The organism is Pseudomonas sp. P2S-1 (assembly GCF_057197725.1).
The window spans coordinates 2,395,836-2,416,817 of sequence record NZ_CM170068.1 but is presented as its reverse complement, the minus strand read 5'-3'; the positions used below and the strand labels follow the sequence as shown (position 1 = coordinate 2,416,817).

The window sequence follows — 20,982 nt, the reverse complement described above, 5'->3', positions numbered from 1 at the left end:
CGACAGGTGTTATCTATATGCCCCGAACCCCACCCCCATGCTGGCTAGGCTGGAGCGCCCAATCAGGAAGGAAGGTGGTTCATATGTCCCCATCGGAACACTCCCGGCAACAGCAAGCCTACGCCGTCATCGAGCAGCAGACCCCGCCGTGGCTGCTGTCGGCCGAGGCGCGCCAGGTCGGGCGCACGCAAGGCCTGGCGGCCATCCCCTGGTACACCCGCGCGCTCGCCGATATGCCCGACGTGGTCGCCCGCCTGCAGGACGATTACCGCGAGCACAGCGCCCTGGCCACACAGGTCGGGCAGTGGCTGGGCAGCCTCGACGACCCCGAGGCCTTCGCCGAGCCCTTGCTCAGGTCCGCCCTGCACGGCGCCTTCGGCCTCGACCTGGATGTGCGCAATACCTGGCTGTTCCACCCCCGGCGCATGCAGCACGACGATTCCTTCATCACCGCGTCGCGCGACTGGGCAGTGGAGAATTTCAAGGCCTATCGCCTGGCCTGTCGGCCGCTGCTCAGCGTTGCCCTGCAGAATTTCGAAGCCTGGGAGTGCGAACCCGGCGGCATGGACCTGCCGGTGACCAAGGCGCGGATCTTCAGCGTCACTCCCGGCCAGGCGCTGTGGGAAGGCCAGACCCTGGACATCGCCCCGCAACGCTTCGCCCAGGTGTGCCGTGAACTGGACCTGGGCAGCCTGTTCCAGACCCATATCGCCCAGGCCTTCGATCCGCGCCTGCCCGGCGCAGACGACCCCGCCGCCCGGGTCCGGCGCCAGGAAGCCTTCAAGCGTCATGAACAGTCCGGCCTGCTGCTGCACCTGCATCTGGCGCGGATGCGCGACCGTCTCGACCCGGCGCTGTATCGCGCGGCGGTGCGGGTCCTGCACAACCGCGAAGCGAGCATCGACGGCGTGGCGGTGACTTGCTCCTGCCTGAGCCTGTGGCAGGTCGAACTCAATGGCATCCTGCTGTTCGGCGCGGACCGCAGCCGCCGCGATGGGCCGGACCGGATCATCGTGCATATCCCCGACGACCCCGTCGAGCCGCTGCGCCAGTACGAGTCCTTTCTCGACTTCGCCAGTCACCTGCGTGATCGCCTGCTGCAGCCGGATTACCAGCAGTTCTTCCAGCGCTTCATCCCGCTGCGGCATCGCGCCTCGGTCCTGGAAAAACTGCGCCAGGCCTTCCACCCCAAGGTCTGGAACCCGGGTGGCTGGTACGAGGAAAGCCTGGATCCCCAGGCCCGGCTGCCGTTTCGTGAAACCACCCTCGACGGCCTGCTGATGCCGACCCTGCTGCGCCGCCGTATCGCTGCGCTCAAGGCCGACGGCCTGTACCTGGCGGTGCCGACGGCGGTGGAGAACCACAAGAGCCTCGAGGAAAAACTGCGCTATTTCGCCGACGCCGGGCTGACCGCCCTGAACGCCCTGGCCTTCGCGGTGCCGGTGGTGGGCGCGGCGATGATGCTGTTCAGCACGGTGCAACTGGCCCATGAGGTCTACGAAGGCATCGGTGAATGGAGCCGCGACGAGCGCGAGCAGGCCTGGGCCTACCTGTTCGATGTGCTGGAGAACGTCGCGCTGGTCGCCGCCCTGGCCGGCAGCGGTGCGCCCCGGCCCGGCACCGCCGCCCGCGAGTTGCCGGTGTTGCCCGAGGGCCTGCATCCGGTGCGCCTGGCCGACGGCGGGACGCGCCTGTGGAACCGTGACCTCAAACCGTTCGCCCACGACATCATCCTGCCCGCTGACCTGCTTCCCAACGCCCGCGGGCTGTACGAGTATCAGGGCAAACAGTGGCTGGCCCTCGGTGGCCAGCATTATTCGGTGTTGTTTCGCCAGGACGGCACCTCGTTCATCGAGCATCCGTCGCGTGTCGATGCCTGTCAGCCGGCGCTGTTCCAGCATCCTGGTGGCGGCTGGCTGCACGAGGTGGACCAGCCGCAGCAATGGTCGGGGCTGGCGCTGTTCGAGCGCCTTGGGCCGGCAGCACGGGGGCTGGACGCCACCCGGGCCGGGGAGTCGCTGCTGATCAGTGGCTGCCACGAGTCCGAGCTGCGCCGCGCGCTGATGGACGGCCAGCCGGCACCGGCGCTGCTGACCGAAACGCTGGAGCGGCAGAGGATCCATCGTGAGGTGGAGGAGAGCGGTGAGGCGCAGGAACGGAACACATTCTCGCGCCTGTTCGACAGGCGCTATCAGGCCTCCTTCGCTCCGGCCAACCCGGCGCAGAGCGTGATCCTGCGCGACTTCGGTGGCCTGCCGCGACGGCTGGTGGACGAGTTGCTGGCGCATGCCAGCCACGCAGAGCTGACCCTGATCGAAGCGCAGCAACGGGTGCCGCCGCGCCTGGCCGACGAGGCCCGTTTCCATCTGCAGAACGTGCGCCTGGCACGGGCCTATGAAGGGCTGGTTCTGCCCGTGCTGGAGAACAATGACTGCACCCGCCTGGTCCTGCACAGCCTGGCTGGCCTGCCGGGCTGGCCCGAGGAGTTCCGCCTGGAGATCCGCGCCCTGCGCGACAACGGGCCGTTGCTCGACGGGATCGGACCGTCGCCTGCGGTGCACCGGCGGGTGCTGGTGAAGACCGCCGAGGGCTACCGGACCGCCGAAGAGCCGGAAGTGGCAGCCGCGGACCTGTTCGCCGTGGTCCTGCGCACCCTGACCTCGGTGCAGCGCCAAGCCTTGGGACTAACTGCCTCCGACACCGCGTCGGCCTTGCGCGCCAGGGTCTTGCAGCGTCCCTTGCAACGCCCGGCGTTGCGCAAGGTCCTGCAGATGCAGCCGATCCGCCCGGGCATGCGCTCGCCCATGCGCCTGGCCAACGGCCGCCCTGGCTATCCCCTGAGCGGGCATCCGCAACTGCCCGCGGTGGTCAGCGAAAACACCCTGCTGGACCGTATTCGCCTGCTGGAACTGCCGGATATCTTCGCCCATGACCTGTTGCAGCAACTGCGCGGCATCGGCCTGGACGACGCGGTGATTGATGCGCGCCTGGTCGCCCTGCTCGAAGAGCGCGAGCAGATGCGCCAGTTGCTGCCGGCGGGGGAGGCGCCGCACCAGGCCGGCGACAGCGAGCCGGCCCTGAGCGACCGCCAGTTGATCGAACTGGCGCTGTGGCAGCATTGGCGGGACAACCTGCTGCCGGAGATCGGCCGCAGCAACGTGCCGCTGCGTCTGTTCGCGGTCTCGCTGGAATCCTTTCCCGAGCAGTTGCCGGCGTTCTTTCGCGATCGGGTACAGGCGCTGGAGCTGTCCCGCGTAGCAGTGCCGCCGGCGATCATGACCCCGGGCGCGGATGGCGTGCTGCGTTTCGAAGACCGCCTGCAACAGTTGCTGCGCGGCTTTCCCCGGGTCACCCGGCTGGAGATCGACGGCGGCGAAGGGCGCTCGCTGTACGACCTGCCGCGCACCATCGTCGGCGCCTATCCGCGCCTGAGCGAATTGCGCCTGCTCAACCTGCACCTGCCCCTCGGTCAGGAACTGCTGGACGAACTCTGCCGCCTCGGCGAGTTGCGCCACCTGGATCTCAGCGGTAACCGCCCGAGCCACCTGCCGGTGCACCTGAGCAACGGGCCGCAGCTGGAATTCCTTGGCCTCGATCGCCTCGGCCTGGAAGACTGGCCGGAATGGCTGGACAGCGACCTGCTCGACGGTATCGAACGGATTTCCCTGCGCGACAACCGCCTGACCGGCCTGCCGCCGCACCTGCGCGACAATCCGCCGCAAGCCGCGCGCTCCACCTGGATCTCCCTGCGCGGCAACCTGTTTTCCCTGCAGACCTTGATCGCTATCCGCAGCAGTGCCTGGAGCGGCCGGCGGTTTCACTTCGACCTGCATTACCCGCAGAGCGTGGAAAACATCGTCGCCAACCGCATGTTCGAGCGCGAGCAACTGTCCACCGCCATCGAGCGCTGGCTAGATATCTCGCGGCGCGACGCCACGCTGGAGGGCACGCGGATCATCGCCCGGCGTTCGTTTGGCGACGCCTTGCTGGCCGACTGGTCGGCCCAGGCCGAGGGCTCGGTACTGCGCTCGCTGGCGCTGGAGGATGTGCGCCTGGATGACTTTCCCGATCCGTTGCCGGCGTTCTACCTGGAGCGGATCAATCGCCTGGAACTGGTGCGCCCACTGGGTGGCGCGCAGCCACTCGACGCACTGTTGCGGCGTTTCCCCAATCTCCAGCACCTGGTGATTGGCGGCGTCGCGCTGGATGGGTTGCCCGAGGCCCTCGGCGATCTGGCGCAGTTGCATCATCTGGCACTGACCGACGCAGGCCTGCAGGTCGACCAGGCGCTGCTCGACCGCCTGGCCCGGCTGCCCGGATTGACTTCACTGGAGTTGAGCGGCAACCGCCTGGGCGAGGTCAGCGATGTATCCGGGTTCGCCCGCCTGTCGTTCAGCCTGCTGGCCCTCGAACGCATGGACATCAGCCGCTGGCCGGCCTGGCTCGACAGCCTGCTGCCGGAGCGCGTGCAGTGGCTGAACCTGAACAATAACCGCCTGGGCAGCTTGCCGGCCTACCTGCTGGAAAACCGTGAGACCGCCAGCGGCAGCACCGAGATTTCCCTGGAAGGCAATCCGCTGAGGGAGGAAACCATGCACTCGGCCCACCTCTCCGAAGGCCTGACCCGGCCCTACACCTTCCGCATGGACCTGCCCGAGCATATCCGCCGGCTGGACGGCAGTTGGCGCGGTTCGAGCTCGGGCGGTGGCAGTTCCGGCGGCACCTCGCAAATGGACCTGATCAGCGTGGATGTCTGGCTGGACCGCGCCGACGCCAACAGCGACGTCCGTCGCCAGCTGTGGCGGCAACTGGAAACCGGCGACGATGCCGAAGACCTGTTGCACCTGGTGGGCCGTTTGCGTCACACCGCCGAGTACCGCAACACCACGACCCGCCCCGACCTGATCGAGCGGGTCTGGCAGGTGCTGACCATCTGCGCTCAGGACACCGAACTGCGCCTGACCCTCAACGGCATGGCCGAGGAGCCGCTGCGCCAGTTGCGCGAATACGATACCTGTCCGGACGGTATCCGCCTGGAGTTCAACCAGATGGAAATTCTGGTCTACACCGCCCTGGCGCTGCGCTCGGTCAGTGCCGCCCAGCGCGGGCCGGCGCTGTACCGGTTGATGCGGCGCCTGTACCGCCTGCACGAACTGGACGGCATTGCCCGCAGCGAGGCCGGCAGCCGCGACGAGGCGGAAGTGCGCCTGGCCTATCGCCTCAACCTGGCCAACCAGCTCGACCTGCCGCTGGCCCCGGAGCAGATGCTCTACGCCGGCTCCGCCAACCTGCATCCCGGTGAGCTGGAGCGGGTGGCGGCGCGGGTCCGCCAGGGCGAGAGCGGCCAGGGCCTGCTCGACTATGCGGCGCAGCGGGATTTCTGGCTGGGCTATCTGCAGGAGGTGTATGCCGCGCGCTTCACTGCCATTCGCGAGGACTTCGAGGACCACGTGCTAACGCTCGACGACCTGTATCCCGACGATACCCCGGTGCAGACCAGCGCGCGCATCCAGCAACTGATCGACCAGCGCAAGCTGGACGAGGCGGCGCTGGTCGGCGAGCTGACCCACCGTGAAGGGCTGGAGGCCGGGCCGGTGTAGCGCCGGCCGCGGACCGGTTCAGTGGCTGGCGAGCCAGGCTTCGACCTTGCTGCGTTGTTCCTCCGGCAGCCACTGCCGCCAGATCTGCGGGTTGTCTTTGAGGAAGGTCCGGGCCGCCACGGCCGGGTCCTGGCGCTCCTCGCTCATGCGCGCGAGCACGGCGTTGAGGGTGTCGATGGGCAGATCGACCTTGCTGAACAGGGCCACCAGGTCCGGGTATTGCTCGTGGAAGGTCTTTGACACGCCGATGGACAGTTTGGCCGGCAACGAACGACTGCCTATCGGCGCCTTGTTGCCGGCATCGGTGAGGGTCGCCCAGGCCGCTGGGTCGAACGGCGGTTCCTCAAGGCGCACCAGCTTGAAACGGCCCATCAGCGGGGTCGGTGACCAGTAGTAGAACAGCACCGGCTTGCCGCGGCGGATCGACGAGGTGACCTCCGCATCCAGCGCCGCGCCGGAGCCACTGCGGAAATTGCTGTACAGGCCGTCCAGGCCATAGGCCTTGAGTTTCTGGCTGTTGACCGTTTCCGAGGTCCAGCCGGCCGGGCTGTTGAGGAAGCGCCCCTTGCCCGGCGCTTCCGGGTCGGCGAAGACCTTGGCGTAGCGTTGCAGGTCGGTGACCGAGCGCAGGTCCGGCGCCATGGGCTCGATGCCCTTGGCCGGGTCGCCCTTGATCACGAACTCCGGCACGTACCAGCCTTCGTCGGCGTGCTTCACCGTGTCGCCTAGGGCGAACACCTGGCCGGCCTGTTCGGCCTTGACCCAGGCCGGGCTGCGGCCGGCCCATTCTTCGCCGATCACCTGGATATCGTTGCGTGCCAGAGCCACCTCCATGCTCACCGTACTGCCGGGCAGGGTATCGGTGGGGTAGCCGTAGCCGTGCTCGACGATCAGGCGCAGCACCTCGGTGGTGAAGCTACCGCTTTCCCAGGTGATCTCGCCGAAATGGATCGGCGCGCGTGGTGCGGCCAGGGCGCCAAGGGAGAGCAGGGCGGAGCAGAACAGCAGGGCCAGGCGTTTCATGGGCGGGTGCTCGTCTCGAAGGTGGGCTGAGTGTAGACAGCGCCGCGCACGCGACGACTCAGTCGGAATGCCGGGGCCGGCAGCGGGCGCTTGTCGGCGTGGCGCGGAGCCTTTTCCCGTGGGCCGGCGGGCGTGCTGCCGACTGACCGGGGCGGGGGCAACTGCTGCAATGGCGGCTCCTTCATCCATCCAAGGATTCGCGCCATGCACAAGCTCTGGGCCAGCGTCAGCCCCCACGGGATTCTCGACAACACCTATGCCACCTCGGCGGTCACCGACGGCTCGTGCCGGATGGTCAGTCACCAGGGCACCCTGTACTGCGTCTATGTCGACGGGCCGGGCAATCCCGGGCCGATCAAGTGCATCACCCGCACGTCCATCGCGGACTGGGGCGAGCCGAAGACCATCGGCGAGGTGCACAGCAAGTTCCCTCCCTCGATCTTCGTGTTCAACGAGCGCCTTCATCTGTTGATCGCCGGGGTATTCGGCAAAACCCTGCTGATGACCCTGAACCCGGCCAGCGGGCAATTCGAGCTGGACCACTGGACCGACATGAACATCTCTGAGACCGCGTCGGCGGCGGTGCTTTCCGGGCGCCTGCACCTGTTTTACCAGACACCGGACGGCAGCAACCTGCTGCACCGCTCGACCACCGACCTGAAAGTGTGGACCAAGCCCGTCTACGTGAAGAGCGACGGCAAGAACACCGCGCGCAGCTGGATCAGCCCGTTGGCGATTACCTATCAGGGGTTGATCCATCTGGTCTACAAGGAGGTCGACGGCGACTTCCGTTTGATCCGCTTCGACGGCGATAGCCACTGGACCCGGGGCAGCCGCCTGCTTGCGGACAACTTCCACCATTCGCCGGCAGGAGTAGTGCACAACGGCCTGCTCAAGCTGCTGTTCAGTGACAAGGTCGGCTACCCCACCTATGACATCCACCAGTACGCCTACGACGGCAACGTCCTCGGCCCGGCGACCATCAGCACCGAACTGGGCGCGGCGAAAAGCGTCGGCGCGGCGGTGCTCGACGGGGTCCTGCATGTGCTCTATCGCGGCCAGCCCTGAGTGCGGAGGTGTGTTCCATGCCGGTTGATAATTCGATCCGCAGTTATATCGACAGCCATCTGATCGTCGGCCTTGCCGACGACCTTTTCTTCAACGAGCTCGAAGTGATTCTTGGCGATATCTTCGAGCTGCTGCCCACGGCGCCGGGTAACGCCCGGGACAGCGCGTCCTACCTGGCCTACGTGATTTCCCGGCAGTACATGCGCAGCGGCAATCATGGCCAGCAGAGCCGTTTTGCCCAGCGCATGGGCGAGCTGTTACGGCGCCTGTACCACGAGCCGGCCTTTATCGCGCCGCTGGGCCGGGCCCCGGCGCGGGACGGTTTCGCCCTGTTGCTGGTGCTGTACCGGGTGCACTACGTGCTGACCATGAACGGCCTGCTGGCGGAGGGCGCGCCGTTGCTGCTGGATGCCGGCGAGCCGTTGCGCGTGCTGCAGATCATCGTCGGTTCGGTCTATGGCCCGTGGCACGCGCATATCCGCCTGCAGGGCGGGCTGCGCGACTACTACCACTGCCGGATCCGCGAGCAAGCCGGTTCGCCGCAGATGGAGATCGGCCGCTTCCGCGGAGCGCTGGCGGGGCTGGAATTGCGCCTGGCCACCTGGAACATGCAGGGCACCTCGGCCACGTCCGAGAGCAAATGGCGCACGCGCCTGCTGCAACTGGCCCGGGTCAACGACCTGGTCGCGGTGCAGGAGGCCGGCACGCCTCCGGCCTCGGCGCAACTGGTGACGCGCCTGGATGTGCCGGACCAATTCGGCACCGTGCAGGTGGTCGAGCAGTACCTGTGGCAGGCCGGCACCCTGGCGCGGCCGGAGGCGTACCAGGTGTATTTCCTCGATGTACAGCGTTTGCGGGTCAACCTCGCGCTGGTGCTGCGTGCCGACGTGCGTGTGGATGTCCGCGAGGTGCTGGTCATCGCTGACGGCGTGGTCGAATCCGGCAGCCTGCCGGTGGCCCGCCCGGCCCTGGGCGTGCGCCTGCGCCGGCGGGCGGCGGGGGCGACGACGGCGGCCAGCGAGGAGGTCACGGTGTACAACTTCCATGCCCTGTCCGGCGGAGGATCGAATGCCCCGCGGATGCTCCGTGAAGTCAGCTGGCACACCGATACGCCGTATGTGCTGCTGGGCGACTTCAACCGCGATCCGGCGCAGGGCAACTGGATCTCGCCGCAGGACCTGGCGCGGCTGCAGCCGGCTGGCGACAACACCCACCCGAGCACCGGGGCGGTGACCATGCTCGATTACGCGGTGGTCAACGGCAGCACCGAACCGATCGCGCCCGGGGTGGTGGATGTGCCGGGGCCTTCGGATCATTTGCCGGTGAGTTATGTGATTCGCTTCAGTTAAGAGTCTCTGTGTTGCTACTGGCCTCATCGCTGGCAAGCCAGCTCCCACAGGGTTCTGCAGCGCCGCTGACCCTGTGGGAGCTGGCTTGCCAGCGATGAGCATAGGTATCTACACAACTCCCATCATGGTCTATAAAAGAACCGCATGGATTCGAAATGACCGGGCTCGATGCCCGACTGATCAAGCGGTACGACGAGTTAGTGATGGGACATACCAACGCACTGGCGGGCTTGGCCGCCGGAATGAAGGCCCTGCCGCGTAGCGACAGGGCCTTTTCGCAAACACAGGCCATGTGGCGGTTTCTGGGAAACGACCGGGTTAAACCCAGTGATCTGGTGAAACCCTTGCTGGCATTGGCTCATGAGGGATGCAGCGAGGATTGCGATGAGTACGCACTGGTCATGCATGACTGGTCGCGTATCAATTTCATGCACCACCACAGCAAGACTGATCGCCTGCAGATGACCCATAAGGGCGATGTCGGTTACGAACTGCAAAGCAGCCTGCTGGTGAGTGATCGTGATGGATCACCCATCTGCACACCCGCTCAAAACCTGTCGTTCAAGGATGGAATACTCAGCACCCGGACTGATGAACTCATTGCTCATGGCAAGCACATGGACGAGTTGGTGGACCGTGCTGCATGGCTTGAACAGCAAGGCTTTGCCAAACCTTTGGTGCATATCGTCGATCGAGAAGCAGACTCGGTGGGGCATCTGAGGCAACTGCAAGCTGGCAACCATCTTTGGCTGGTGCGAGCCAGGATGAACTCCACGGCTAAGTACCAGGATCGATCGCGCTCAGTGAAGCTCATCGCTGAAGACCTGTCCTTTAGAGCCGCTCGGGACGTCGTTTTCAAGGGAAAGCCGGCGATACAGTGGGTCGCAGAAACAGACGTAGTGCTGACCCGAAAAGCCCAACCAACTGCCAAAAGCAGGGCAGAACGATTCAAGCTCCGCCAGCCAGGAGATCCTCTTCCTGCGCGCCTGGTTGTCAGCCGGGTCATGAGCGAATCGGGAGAACTCTTAGCCACTTGGTATCTGCTGAGCAATGTGGGCGGGAAAGCCAGTGCTGAGCAGATTGCGCTTTGGTACTACTGGCGGTGGCGAATCGAGTCCTACTTCAAACTGCTCAAGGAAGGTGGGCAACAGCTGGAAAGCTGGCAGCAGGAAAGTGGTGAGGCTGTGTTCAAACGACTGCTTATCGCAAGTCAGGCCTGTGCAGTGGCTTGGCGATTGATGCGTGCCGAGGGTCAGTTTGCCGAGCAAACCCGAACATTCCTGGTGCGATTATCTGGCCGCCAGATGAAACGATCCCAGCCTGTGACTGCTTCAGCGTTATTGGCAGGGCTGTACATGCTGTTAGCCATGACAGAAACGCTGGAGCAGTACAGTCCTCAGGAGCTTGCCGCGTTTGCAAATGAAGCTGTTGGCTGGCTACCGAGGCAAAGGCGTTAGAGATGTGTAGATACCCATGCAGCGATGAGGCCAGTAGCAACTACATCAATCCCCGAGCAATCCGCCTGCGGTTGCCATAACCCACCCGCCGTCGCATAGTCGAACCCATCTCCCCCTGCAAGGAACCCCGTACCATGCTGATCGACGCTTCCCGGGCCACGCTGCTGGTCATCGATGTCCAGGAGAAACTCATCGGCGCGGTCAGCGACCCCGCCGGGACCCTGGCGCGGACCCGCTGGCTGCTCGCGGCCACGGCCGAGCTGGGCCTGCCGACGGTGATCTCCGAGCAGTACCCGAAAGGCCTCGGCCCGACCGTGGCCAGCCTGCTGGAGGCTGCACCGGCTGCGCAGGTGGTGGAAAAACTGCATTTCTCCTGTGTCGCCGGCGAGTGCCTGCCGGCCACGCTGCTGGCCCGCGAACAGGTGATCGTCTGCGGCATGGAAACCCATGTCTGCGTGCTGCAGACGGTGATCGAGCTGCTGGACAGCGGCAAGCAGGTGTTCGTCGTCGCCGATGCCTGCGACAGCCGCACCGTTGAAAGCAAGGCCGCAGGCCTGGAGCGCATGCGCGGGGCCGGGGCGCAGATCGTCACCCGCGAGATGGTCTTGTTCGAGCTGATGCGCAGTTCCAGCCACGAGAAATTCCGCATCCTCAGCAAGACCTTCCTGGTCGGGGAGCAACCCTGAAAGGCCCGGCGCGCTGGCTGCCGTTCGCCCTCCTGGCACTGCTGGCCGGTTGCGTCGGTACGCGCACCAGCCAGGAGCCCAGGCTGTCGGACGCACAGGTTCGCGACAAGGTCGCCGCGCTGCTGCCGGCCAATGTCAGTGACCGCCAGGGCTGGGCGCGGGATATCCAGGTCGCCTTGACCAGCCAGAAGCTCGATCCCAGCCAGTCGAATATCTGTGCCGTTCTGGCCGTGACCGAACAGGAGTCCACCTTCAGCGCCGATCCGCAGGTGCCCTACCTCGGCCGTATCGCCCGCGAGGAAATCGATCGTCGTGCGGCCAAGGCATTCGTTCCGAAGGCATTGGTCAATGCCGCGCTGGATACCCGTTCGCCCAACGGCAAGACCTGGAACCAGCGCCTTGCCGCCGTGCGCAGCGAGCGTGAACTGAGCGGTTTGTACGACGAACTGACCGGCTCGCTGCCACTGGGTCGGACCCTGCTTGGCGGTTTCAACCCGGTGCGTACCGGCGGGCCGATGCAGGTCAGCATCGATTTCGCCGAGCGGCAGGCCCGTGGCTATCCTTACCGCCACGACGGCAGCGTGCGCCAGGAAGTCTTCACCCGGCGCGGCGGCATGTATTTCGGCACTGCCCATTTGCTCGGCTACCCGGCCAACTACCCGCGGCCGCTGTACCGCTTCGCCGACTTCAACGCGGGCTGGTACGCGAGCCGCAATGCGGCGTTCCAGGCGGCGCTGAGCCGGGTGACCGGGGTAAAGCTGGCGCTCGATGGTGACCTGATCGCCCACGGCGCGCTGCTGCCGGGCAGTACCGAGAAGGCCGCGCGCACGCTGGGCGAGCGCTTCGGCATGCGCAATCCGACGATTCGCCAGCAACTGGAGAAGGGCGATAGCCAGGACTTCGAGGAAACCCGTCTGTACCAGCAGGTGTTCGCTCTGGCGGACAAGGCTGCCGGCAAGCGCGTGGCCCGGGAAGTGCTGCCGGGGATCCGGCTGGAAAGCCCGAAGATCACCCGGCAACTGACCACGGCGTGGTTTGCGGGGCGGGTGGATGAGCGGTATCAGCGCTGCATGAAACGTTAGCGTTGCGGCCATGCCCTTGTAGGAGCGTGGCTTGCCCGCGAAGGACCGCGCAGCGGTCCCAAATTCTCACTGACCACACCCGTTTGGGACCGCTGCGCGGTCCTTCGCGGGCAAGCCACGCTCCTACCTGATTGCGTTAGGCTCCCGGGGTAGCCAAAGCCCCCACCACCTGCTCTACCCCGGCCTTCAACCCGGCCACGCTATCGGCGCTATCGGTCTCCACCACCACCAGCTTCGCCCCCGACGCCGCGATCACCTCCACCACGGCCTGCACCGGCTGCTTGTGATGCAGCACCAGCGCCACATCCTGCCCCTTCAGTTCCTCACCCAGCTGCTTGAGCTGCTCCGGCGTCCACTGCTCATCTGCCACCTGGGGATGATCGATCAGGTCCAGGTTCAGGCCGCCCACCAGATACCCCAGCCGATCCGACAGGTTGACCACGCTCAGGTTGTCCGCCTCGGCCAGCTTCGCCTCGCTGCTGGCGCTGAGGTCGAGCAACTGGCGCTTGAGCCCGGCCAGGTTGGCCTGGATCTTCTCGTGGTCGGCCGGCGACAGGCGCCCGAGGTCATTGGCCAGCACGTCGGCCATGCGCCCCATATTGGTCGGGCTCAGCCAGGGATAAGCGGCAAGGACGTTGTCGCCCTGCACCGCGATACCCGGCAGGGCCCCGTCCACTGGCCGCGCCGCGTCGATCTCGACGATACGGATATTGCTGCGGCGGGCTACCGGGTACAGCGGATCGTCGCTCCAGATCGAGCGCAGGCCGATCACCGCATCAGCCTTGCCTGCGGCTTTGTGCAGGCTGGCGCCGCCACGGCCGCTGAAGTACGACGGCTGGCGCGTGGCCGGGATGTTCTCCGGTGCGGCGCGCACCAGCTTCACCGAGGTGCCGTCCAGCAGCAGGGCGCCAAGGCCGTAGGTCACCGGTAGCGAGGCGAGCACGGTGACGCCCGCCTGTTGTTGCGCGGCAGGTTTCGCCGGGCTCTGCGCCTGGACGGCGAGGGGCAGGCCAGCCAGCAGCAGGGCCAGGCTCAGGTGCTTGAGGGTAGGAGTCATGCCGGGTTTCCTTGCAGGCGTGGAACCAGGCCGCGGGCCAGCGCGGCGAGGGCGAAGAAGCTGCCGGCGACCAGGATGATCGCTGCGCCCGAAGGCACCGGCAGGTCGAAGACGATGGGCAACAGGATGCCGATCAGCGTACTGAACGTGGCGATCAGCACCGAGGTGAAGAAGAAGCCCTTGAGCGACTGGCTGACCAGCCGCGCCGCCGCCGCCGGGATCACCAGCAGGGCACCGACCAGGATCGCGCCGATCACCTTCACCGCCGCCACCGTGACCAGGGTCACCAGGACCACGAACAGGTAGTCCAGGCTCTTCACCGCCACCCCGCGCACCGCCGCCAACTGCGGGTTGAAGCTGGCCAGCATGATGCGGTTGTACAGCGGCAGGGCCAGGGCCAGGACCAGGCTGCCGACGATGCCCAGGACCACCAGGTCATGCCCGCTGACCGTCAGCACCGAGCCGAACAGGACGTTCTCGAGGATATGCACGTTGATCTTGCCCGCGAGCATCAGCAGCAGGCTCGCGCCCAGGGCCAGGGACACCGAGAGGAACACGCCGATCAGGGTGTCCGGCGACAGGCCGGTGCGGTTGCGCAGGTAGTTGAGCAGGATGCCGAACAGCAGGCAGTAGCCGAACAGGCTGCCATAGGGCCCGGTGTAGGGTTCGCCGAGGAGGATGCCGATGGCCACGCCGGTCAGCGCCGCGTGGCCCACGGCTTCGGAGAAGAAGGCGAAGCGCTTGACCACCACCAGGGTGCCGAGGCCGCCCAGCACCGGACCGATCATCAGGCCGGCGAGCAGGGCATTGACCACGAAGCCGTAGGCCAGGGCCTCGGGCAGATAGCCGGAACTGGCCCAGCCCTGGATCAGCAGGCGGAATTCTTCGTAGTTCATCAGACGCTGCCCTCGCTGCGCGGGTGGATGGAGAACAGGCCGAGCAGGCGCTCTGGCGTGAGGGCTTCCTTGGGCGGCGCATCGAACAGCACCCGACGGCTCAGGCCGGTCACGCGGTCGGCGAGGCGGGTCACGGCTTGCAGGTCGTGCTCGATCCACAACACCGTGGTTCCGGCCTGGCGCCATTCGCCGAGCAGGCGCTCGAACACCTGGATCCCGGCTTCGTCCAGCGCTGACATGGGCTCGTCGAGCACCAGCAGTTGCGGCGCCGGAATCAGGCCCTGGGCCAGCAGCACGCGCTGGCGCTCGCCACCGGACAGGGCGCCCATGCGCCGCTTGCGCTTGTCTTGCATGCCGACCCGGGCCAGCGCGGCGTCGATGGCCGGCGCAACCCGTTTCGACAGGCCGAGGAAGGCCGGCGTGCGCTGGCACATGGCGGCCATGAAATCGTCCACGGTCATCGGCAGGCCGCGGTCGAATTCCAGGGTTTGTGGGACGTAGCCGATCACCTGGGCGTCATCCGGCCAGGTCAGGGCCAGGCGGCCCTGGTGCGGCATCTGGCCGAGCAGGGTCTTGATCAGCGAGCTCTTGCCGCCGCCATTCGGGCCGACGATGGCATGCACGCTGCCGGCCGCGACCTGGAAACGCACCTGGTCGAGGATGTGCGTGCGGCCGAGAGTCAGGTCGATGCCGTCGAACGCGATGGACGGCCCGCACGGCGCGGCGACGACGGGTTCGGCCACGGTCATGCCTGGTTCTCCTTGATCGCCCGGACCACGGTGTCGAGGTTGCGCTTCATCTCCACCTCGTATTTCTCCTTGGTGTACTCGCCGTAGGAGATATGGGTCAGCGGGTACAGCTTGACCCCGGCTTCACGCTGGATGGTCTCGACATAGGCGGACGGGAAATCCATCTCGGAGAAGATCACCTTGACGTCCAGGGCATGCAACTGGTCGATGGTCTTCTTCAGTTGCGCCGGGCTCGGCTCGATACCGTGGGCCGGTTCCACCACGGCGGTGACCTCCAGGCCGAACTCGCGCACCAGGTAGTCGTAGGCGGCATGGATGGTCGCCACGCGGAACGACGGGTTCGGCGCCTCGGTCAGCTGAGCCAGGGCGTCGGCGCGCAGCTTGCGCAGGCGCTTGGCGTAGTCGCGGGCGTTCTGGCTGTAGAACTTCGCGTTGTCCGGGTCCAGCTTGCCCAGCTCGCGGGCGATGTTGTTGACCTGGGCGATGCTGGCGCTGATCGACAGGAAGGTGTGCGGGTTAACCACCTTGCCGGCACCCCGGGCGGCGATGCCGGTGGCAGCCAGCAGCGGCACGTTGGCATTGGATTCGATGGTGGCGATGCCGGGCTTTTCGCTGGCGGCGATCATGCGGTCGGCGAAGTCGTCGTGGCCGACCCCGTTGAGCACGATCACATCGAGGCTGCCGATGCGCTTGATGTCATCGGCCCGTGGCTCGTAGGCGTGGGGGTTGAAGCCGGCCGGAATCAGCGGCACCACCTCGGCGCGGTCGCCGACGATATTGCTGACGTAGCTGTAGTACGGATGCAGGGTGATGCCGATCCGCAGCGGCTTGCCATTTTCGGCGAGGGCCAGGGCGGGCAGGGCCAGGGCGACGAACAGGCTGAGGACTCGGAGAACAACGGAACGGAGCATGGGCATTCCTTGCGGGTCAGTGCTGATGCTGGCGGGTGACACCGGCGTCGTAGTGGGTGGCGATCTGTTTCCAGCCGGCGGCCTGCAGGGTGCTGGCGCTCAGGTCGGCGGGCAGGGTGGGGGCGGCGTCGCGGCTGAGCCAGACATCGGCGGCGCCGTCCTGGGTCTCGGGCACCAGCAGGACGAAGCTGCCGGCGGTGTCCGGCTTCGGGCTCAGGCCGACATAGGCGGCGCTGACCTGGCGCCACTGGTGCGTGCCTCGGGTGACGCTGCTGGCATCGGCGACGAAGGGCGCGAAGCCTTCCTCGGCCAGCAGTTCGACACTGACCAGGCCGGGCTCTTCCGCGCGGCGTGCCTGGATCTCGTCGAAGGCCACCCGCAGGTCGGTGTAGATGCCCTGTTCGGCGGCATTCAGGTCGAGCCGCGCATCCAGTTGGTGGGCCTCGACCCGGGTCTGCTCCTCGCGCTCGCCGCGCAGGCCGACCACCGTGGCGGCCAGCACCAGGATCAGCAGGGCGACCAGCGCCACGTACAGGGTTTCATGCCCGGCGCCGGCCGGGCGCACCACCTGGACCCGGCTCATGGCTCACCGATGTCGGCGTAGTCGATTTCCACCACGTGCCCGGGACCTGCGTCGAACAGTACATAGAACTCGCCGGTCGGGCGCTTGAAGGTCAGGGTCGAGTCTTCGCCGAGCTTGCCCGGGACCAGCACCGTCTCGTCGTAGCCGATCACATCGAGGGTCACCCCCGGCGCGCCGCTGCCGTCGGAAAAACCGCCGGTGCATTTGATCTGCTCGCCGGCGACCGGCTCGCATTGGCACATCGGGTTGTGCGCCAGGGCGGGGCCGGCGCAGGCCAGCAGCAACAAGGGCAGGGCGAGCCTGCCGGCGTTGAGAATCATGGTTTGCCTCCTTGTTTGTTCAGCCAGGCGAGGGTGGCGGGGGATGCCTTGGCCAGGGGGACCGAGGCCTGGTGCATGCTGCCGTCCCAGCCTTCGAGGGTGATCCACAGTTCGGCGTCGGCGCGGGTGCGCTCCGGCACCGGCAGGCTGGTGCTCATGCGGTGCGGGTTGCCGAAGAAGATGGTGCCGGCGGCGCGCAGGCTGCGGGGTTTGCCGATACGCAAGTAGCTGGCCTTGACCTCGCTGCCGCAGGTGCTGCACAGGGAGGCGTTGAAGGCCTTGAAGTAGCCGGCCGGGCCGTCGGGGCGCGGGGCTTCGTCACGCAGTTCGGCGAGGCTGATGCTCCACGGGCCGACCGCGATGTTCTCGATCGGGTTGGCGCCCAGACCGCTGTCGCCGCGGAACAGCTTCACGTCGGCGAAGTACTTGGGCATGAAGCCCAGGGGCACGAGCAGCAGCAGGATGTTCAGGTGGAAACGCCATTTCAGCCACCACTGTTTCAGGGGGCCTGGCGTGGCGATGGCGTGGCTGGCCTGGCTCATGGTTGTACCTCCGTAGTGGTTTGCGCAGCGGCCTTGCGGGCGCGCGGTTGCTTGTCCGCGCGCTTGAGGGCGGCGGCGGTGGCCTGGGCGGTGCGCTTGGTCCAGATCAGCAGGCCGCTGAGCACCATCATCGACAGCAGCAGGCCGAAGAAGGCCCAGATCAGCTTGATCGCCAGGCCGCCGAAGTCACCGGTGTGTAATGGGCGCATGGACTCGGTGACGAACTCCAGGGCCGAGCGGTCGCTTACCAGGAACGAGGCATCGACGTTGCGCGTATAGGGGTTGACGTTGGCGGTCTGGAACATCAGCGGGTACCAGCCGCGCCCGCCCAGATAGATGTGCCCGTAGGCGTTGGACGGCAACTGGGCGAAGCTCACGTCCAGGCCGGGGATCTGGCTGGTGGCGATGCGTGTGGCTTCGTCCAGGTCGATGCGCGGCACTGGCGCCCTGCTGTCCGAGAGCGGCACGTCCTCGCGGGCAATCACCGGGGTGATTGGCTCGGTGGAGATAGTGATGTGGTTGTCGGCGAGGATCGCCTGGATCAGGAACCAGGTACCGGTGATGGAGATCACCGCGATGAACCAGATCGACCAGATGCCACTCAGGCGATGGAAATCGCCCCAGAAGATCCGTGCGCCGTGGTTGAAACGCAGGGTCGGTTTGAAAAAGCCCTTCCAGAAACGCTTGTAGACCACCAGCCCGGTGACCAGCGAGGCGAGCATCGGCAGACCCAGCAGCGACACCAGGTACCAGCCCCAGCTGTAGCCGTTGGTGAAGGGCACCAGCCACCAACCGTGCAGGGCGCGGGTGAAACCCTCGAAGTTGAAGTCCGGGCTCTTGCCCTGGATCGCCCCGGTGTAGGGGTTCACGTACAGGGTGGGTGCCGTGCCGTCGGGGAAGGTCACCGCGGCGTTGAGGGCGAAGTGCGAGCCGTCCGGCTGGCTGATGAAGCGCACCGCCATGTCCGGCTCGGCCTTCTGCAGGGCGTCGAGGACCTGCTGGAAGCTCAGGCGCTCGGCATCGTCATTCGGCTTGCTGGCGCGTACATCCGGGTTGGCCAGCCAGACGATTTCCTGGCTGACCACGGCCAGCGTGCCGGTGACACAGACGATCAGCACGAAGAACCAGATCGGCAGGGCAAGCCAGCTGTGAACCAGGAACCACAACCTGGATTTGGACTTTTTCGATTGTTGGGCCATTGCATCAGTCTTTTTTGTAAAAAGTGAGGTCGAGCTGATGCTCAACCGAGGGGCTGCATTAGTAAGGACGGATGAGAATCGGAAACCCGTCAGGGAATATGTAAGTAAATAATTCATAGACGGATTTCCGGGCAGCTCCCGGGGGACTGATGTGCTGACTGCAAGCCTCCTGATCGGATGGGCTACGCGGGCCCTGTGGGAGCGGGTTCATCGGACCGCCGAACCGCCGCGATTGCGGCGGTGAATTCACCATCGTAATCGCGGGTGAACCCGCTCCCACAGGGGACGGTGGAAACCTTAGAGTTCGCGGATCACCCGGAACCCGATCCAGTCCCCGCGCGTGGTGATGTACACATTGTTGCGATTGCCCGAGCGCGAGAAGATCGGCGCTTCGCCCCAGTCGTTGCCACGGATCTGCACCAGCTTGCAGCCAGGCTCCTTCCACGCGCTGCCGTCGCTCGGCGCGCCGACATAGCTGTCGTGGTAGCAGTCGGCAACCAGCTCGTAGACATTGCCGTGCATGTCGTACATGCCGAAAGCATTGGGCGGGTAGCTGCCCACCGGCGAGGTGTAACTGTAGCCGTCCTTGGGCCCGTAGACGTTGGCATGCCGGCTGATCTCGTATTCCGCATCCGGATCCAGCGGGAACGGGAAGGGCCCGGTGCTACCGCCGCGGGCGGCGTATTCGCGCTCGGCTTCGCTGACCATGCGGTAGTGCTTGCCGGTCTTCTTCGACAGCCAGGCCACATAGGCCTCGATATCGTGGTAGTCCATGCACACCGCCGGCTGCCGCGGCCCCTGCTTGTAGCGCGGTTTGCTGGCCTTGCACTCGCGGCCCGGGCGGGTGTCGCCATCGGCGATCTTTACCCCGGACTCACGGATATAGGCATCCCATTCCCCGGCCGTGACCTGGAAACGGCTGATGGCGAACGGCTTGGCGAAGGTCACCTCATGCAGCGGGCCTTCATCCGGCTGGCGCCCCAGTTCCTCCTCCGGGGTGCCCATGGTGAAAGTGCCGGCAGGCAGCACGACCATTTCCGGGCAACTGGTCTTGCAGTCACGGAACACCGTGCCGGGTTTGTCGCCCGCCGCCAGGGCGGGCAGGCTGGCGGCGCCGAGCAGGGCGGCGAGGGTCAGGCGGGTAAGGTTGAACGTCATCGCAAGGCCTTCTTTCAGAGTTTCTTGATCAGCAGGGCCATGGCCCGATCGATTTCCTGCTCGTTGTTGAGCAGGCCCGGGGCCAGGCGGATCACCGGGCCGACATCGCGGTACACCGCGTCGGACATCACCTTGTTGTCCGCGAGGTAGGCGGCGATGGCATCCGGGTCGCGATCCTTGATGCGGAAGAAGGTGAACCCGGCGGAGAATTCGTTGCTGCGCGGGGTCACCAGCTGGATCTGCTTGTGCTCGAGCAGGCGTTCCTTGAGGCGGTCGTTGAGCTGGTGGATGCGCGCCTGCACGTCGGCCTTGCCCAGTTGCAGGTGCAGTTCGAAGGCCTTGCCCATGGCCCAGCGGTGCTCGAAGGCGTGGTAGCCGCCCGGGGTCATGATGGTGGCGAAGTCTTCTTCCTGGGAGAAGGTGGCAAAGGTCGGGGTCAGCGCGTCCATCTTCTCCGAGGCGGCGCAGATCAGCCCGGTACCCCGTGGGCCGAACATCCATTTGTGCACGCCGGAGATGAAGTAGTCGCAGTTGAAGTCGGCGAAGCGCTGGTTGTCCACGCCGAAGCCGTGCACGCCGTCCACCACGTAGATGATCCGCCGGCTTTCGTCGCGGTCGCGGTTGTGCCGGCGGACAATCTCGCCGATCTCGCCCACCGGCAGCTTCACGCCGCTGCCGGAGTGTACCCAGGTCATGCCGAGCACGCGGGTTTCCGGGCGGATGGCCTGGTCGATGGTAGTCAGCACCTGGTCTTTGGAGATCTCCCACGGGTCCTTGAACAGGCGCAGCTTGCGCACCTTGGTGCCCTGGCGCTGGGTACGGAAGGCCAGGCTTTTGTGGGTGGAGTAGTGCTCGTGTTCGGTGGTGAGGATTTCCTGGTCGGCGCCCACCTGCAGGCCGCCGTAGATCATGCCCAGGCCCTCGGTGGTGCTGCCGGTCAGGGCAATCTGCCGCGGTCGCACTTCCAGGTAGCGCGCGGCCCAGTCGCGGACCTCGCCTTCGCGCTTCCATTCGTACTGGCTTTCCCAGTCCATCAGGGCAGCGGGATTGCGGTCGATTTCGCGGCGGTAGTAGTCGATGGCCTCCTGCACCGGACGCGGATGGGCGGTGATCAGGAAGTTGGCGAAGTGCGCGGTGTCCGGGTCGAGGGGGAACAGGGCGCGCAACTGGCGCCATTTGTCCGGCCCCTGGAGCAGCGGCGTGCTGGCAGGTTTTTCGGCAGCATTGACCAGCGAGCTGGCCAGCGGCAGGCCGGCACCGAGGATGGCGGCCTGCTTGAGAAAGGTACGGCGGTCGGTCATG

Annotated in this window: 17 protein-coding genes; 6 read left to right on the top strand and 11 right to left on the bottom strand. The window is 66.1% G+C overall.

All coding sequences use genetic code 11. From position 1 onward, the window contains the following. Nucleotides 1–83: 83 nt before the first annotated feature. A complete protein-coding gene (locus AC2CQI_RS10670) occupies nucleotides 84–5,600 on the top strand; it encodes an NEL-type E3 ubiquitin ligase domain-containing protein (protein ID WP_484580119.1) in 5,517 nt (1,838 codons plus the stop codon). Between the two features lie 18 nt (nucleotides 5,601–5,618). Here the strand turns inward: AC2CQI_RS10670 and AC2CQI_RS10665 are convergent, their stop codons facing one another. Continuing rightward, nucleotides 5,619–6,623: an ABC transporter substrate-binding protein gene (locus AC2CQI_RS10665; protein WP_484580118.1), complete on the bottom strand. Its 1,005-nt coding sequence runs from the start codon at nucleotides 6,621–6,623 to the stop codon at nucleotides 5,619–5,621. 204 nt (nucleotides 6,624–6,827) lie between these two features. Between AC2CQI_RS10665 and AC2CQI_RS10660 the strand changes: the two genes are divergently transcribed. The 5 genes from AC2CQI_RS10660 to AC2CQI_RS10640 all read left to right on the top strand — a co-directional run bounded on the left by AC2CQI_RS10660 (nucleotide 6,828) and on the right by AC2CQI_RS10640 (nucleotide 12,265). Beyond that, nucleotides 6,828–7,691 (top strand): hypothetical protein, encoded by an 864-nt coding sequence (locus AC2CQI_RS10660; protein ID WP_484580117.1) that lies wholly within the window; start codon nucleotides 6,828–6,830, stop codon nucleotides 7,689–7,691. 17 nt (nucleotides 7,692–7,708) lie between these two features. Continuing rightward, a complete protein-coding gene (locus AC2CQI_RS10655; protein ID WP_484580116.1) occupies nucleotides 7,709–9,040 on the top strand; it encodes an endonuclease/exonuclease/phosphatase family protein in 1,332 nt (443 codons plus the stop codon). A 155-nt stretch (nucleotides 9,041–9,195) separates the two neighbouring features. Further along, nucleotides 9,196–10,497 (top strand): transposase, encoded by a 1,302-nt coding sequence (locus AC2CQI_RS10650; protein WP_484578524.1) that lies wholly within the window; start codon nucleotides 9,196–9,198, stop codon nucleotides 10,495–10,497. 134 nt (nucleotides 10,498–10,631) lie between these two features. Next, entirely contained in the window at nucleotides 10,632–11,183 is a 552-nt protein-coding gene (locus AC2CQI_RS10645) for a hydrolase (RefSeq protein WP_484580115.1), read from the top strand. Continuing rightward, the gene (locus tag AC2CQI_RS10640; RefSeq protein ID WP_484580605.1) at nucleotides 11,180–12,265 is read left to right on the top strand and encodes a DUF1615 domain-containing protein; all 1,086 of its coding nucleotides are present in this window, start codon (nucleotides 11,180–11,182) and stop codon (nucleotides 12,263–12,265) included. Before AC2CQI_RS10645 ends, AC2CQI_RS10640 begins: the two co-directional genes overlap by 4 nt. Nucleotides 12,266–12,401: 136 nt before the next feature. Here the strand turns inward: AC2CQI_RS10640 and AC2CQI_RS10635 are convergent, their stop codons facing one another. The 10 genes from AC2CQI_RS10635 to pvdN form a co-directional block, all read right to left on the bottom strand. Further along, nucleotides 12,402–13,322: a metal ABC transporter solute-binding protein, Zn/Mn family gene (locus AC2CQI_RS10635; RefSeq protein ID WP_075806829.1), complete on the bottom strand. Its 921-nt coding sequence runs from the start codon at nucleotides 13,320–13,322 to the stop codon at nucleotides 12,402–12,404. Then, complete coding sequence (locus AC2CQI_RS10630) at nucleotides 13,319–14,218, bottom strand: metal ABC transporter permease (protein WP_484580114.1); 900 nt, start codon at nucleotides 14,216–14,218, stop codon at nucleotides 13,319–13,321. Before AC2CQI_RS10630 ends, AC2CQI_RS10635 begins: the two co-directional genes overlap by 4 nt. Continuing rightward, nucleotides 14,218–14,967 (bottom strand): metal ABC transporter ATP-binding protein, encoded by a 750-nt coding sequence (locus AC2CQI_RS10625; RefSeq protein WP_484580113.1) that lies wholly within the window; start codon nucleotides 14,965–14,967, stop codon nucleotides 14,218–14,220. Before AC2CQI_RS10625 ends, AC2CQI_RS10630 begins: the two co-directional genes overlap by 1 nt. Continuing rightward, on the bottom strand, nucleotides 14,964–15,884 hold the full coding sequence (locus AC2CQI_RS10620) for a metal ABC transporter solute-binding protein, Zn/Mn family (RefSeq protein ID WP_484580112.1): 921 nt from the start codon (nucleotides 15,882–15,884) through the stop codon (nucleotides 14,964–14,966). Before AC2CQI_RS10620 ends, AC2CQI_RS10625 begins: the two co-directional genes overlap by 4 nt. Before the next feature lie 10 nt (nucleotides 15,885–15,894). Continuing rightward, entirely contained in the window at nucleotides 15,895–16,461 is a 567-nt protein-coding gene (locus tag AC2CQI_RS10615) for a DUF6162 family protein (RefSeq protein WP_484580111.1), read from the bottom strand. Beyond that, complete coding sequence (locus tag AC2CQI_RS10610; protein WP_075806834.1) at nucleotides 16,458–16,781, bottom strand: hypothetical protein; 324 nt, start codon at nucleotides 16,779–16,781, stop codon at nucleotides 16,458–16,460. Before AC2CQI_RS10610 ends, AC2CQI_RS10615 begins: the two co-directional genes overlap by 4 nt. Next, a complete protein-coding gene (locus AC2CQI_RS10605) occupies nucleotides 16,778–17,323 on the bottom strand; it encodes a thiamine pyrophosphate-binding protein (RefSeq protein ID WP_484580110.1) in 546 nt (181 codons plus the stop codon). The genes AC2CQI_RS10610 and AC2CQI_RS10605 overlap by 4 nt, the downstream gene beginning before the upstream one ends. Beyond that, the gene (locus AC2CQI_RS10600; protein ID WP_484580109.1) at nucleotides 17,320–18,522 is read right to left on the bottom strand and encodes a PepSY-associated TM helix domain-containing protein; all 1,203 of its coding nucleotides are present in this window, start codon (nucleotides 18,520–18,522) and stop codon (nucleotides 17,320–17,322) included. The genes AC2CQI_RS10605 and AC2CQI_RS10600 overlap by 4 nt, the downstream gene beginning before the upstream one ends. Before the next feature lie 297 nt (nucleotides 18,523–18,819). Continuing rightward, nucleotides 18,820–19,680, bottom strand: coding sequence for a dihydropyoverdine dehydrogenase (pvdO, locus tag AC2CQI_RS10595; protein WP_075806837.1), 861 nt, complete (start codon nucleotides 19,678–19,680; stop codon nucleotides 18,820–18,822). 14 nt (nucleotides 19,681–19,694) lie between these two features. Next, entirely contained in the window at nucleotides 19,695–20,981 is a 1,287-nt protein-coding gene (gene pvdN / locus AC2CQI_RS10590) for a pyoverdine-tailoring periplasmic protein PvdN (RefSeq protein ID WP_484580108.1), read from the bottom strand. Nucleotide 20,982 lies beyond the last annotated feature (1 nt).

Bases quoted from the DNA above. Each gene is read 5' to 3' on its own strand.
- pvdO (WP_075806837.1), bottom strand. From the start codon at position 19,680: ATGACGTTCAACCTTACCCGCCTGACCCTCGCCGCCCTGCTCGGCGCC.
- AC2CQI_RS10625 (WP_484580113.1), bottom strand. From the start codon at position 14,967: ATGACCGTGGCCGAACCCGTCGTCGCCGCGCCGTGCGGGCCGTCCATC.
- pvdN (WP_484580108.1), bottom strand. From the start codon at position 20,981: ATGACCGACCGCCGTACCTTTCTCAAGCAGGCCGCCATCCTCGGTGCC.
- AC2CQI_RS10655 (WP_484580116.1), top strand. From the start codon at position 7,709: ATGCCGGTTGATAATTCGATCCGCAGTTATATCGACAGCCATCTGATC.
- AC2CQI_RS10630 (WP_484580114.1), bottom strand. From the start codon at position 14,218: ATGAACTACGAAGAATTCCGCCTGCTGATCCAGGGCTGGGCCAGTTCC.
- AC2CQI_RS10670 (WP_484580119.1), top strand. From the start codon at position 84: ATGTCCCCATCGGAACACTCCCGGCAACAGCAAGCCTACGCCGTCATC.
- AC2CQI_RS10650 (WP_484578524.1), top strand. From the start codon at position 9,196: ATGACCGGGCTCGATGCCCGACTGATCAAGCGGTACGACGAGTTAGTG.
- AC2CQI_RS10635 (WP_075806829.1), bottom strand. From the start codon at position 13,322: ATGACTCCTACCCTCAAGCACCTGAGCCTGGCCCTGCTGCTGGCTGGC.
- AC2CQI_RS10605 (WP_484580110.1), bottom strand. From the start codon at position 17,323: ATGAGCCAGGCCAGCCACGCCATCGCCACGCCAGGCCCCCTGAAACAG.
- AC2CQI_RS10615 (WP_484580111.1), bottom strand. From the start codon at position 16,461: ATGAGCCGGGTCCAGGTGGTGCGCCCGGCCGGCGCCGGGCATGAAACC.
- AC2CQI_RS10660 (WP_484580117.1), top strand. From the start codon at position 6,828: ATGCACAAGCTCTGGGCCAGCGTCAGCCCCCACGGGATTCTCGACAAC.
- AC2CQI_RS10620 (WP_484580112.1), bottom strand. From the start codon at position 15,884: ATGCCCATGCTCCGTTCCGTTGTTCTCCGAGTCCTCAGCCTGTTCGTC.
- AC2CQI_RS10645 (WP_484580115.1), top strand. From the start codon at position 10,632: ATGCTGATCGACGCTTCCCGGGCCACGCTGCTGGTCATCGATGTCCAG.
- AC2CQI_RS10610 (WP_075806834.1), bottom strand. From the start codon at position 16,781: ATGATTCTCAACGCCGGCAGGCTCGCCCTGCCCTTGTTGCTGCTGGCC.
- AC2CQI_RS10600 (WP_484580109.1), bottom strand. From the start codon at position 18,522: ATGGCCCAACAATCGAAAAAGTCCAAATCCAGGTTGTGGTTCCTGGTT.
- AC2CQI_RS10665 (WP_484580118.1), bottom strand. From the start codon at position 6,623: ATGAAACGCCTGGCCCTGCTGTTCTGCTCCGCCCTGCTCTCCCTTGGC.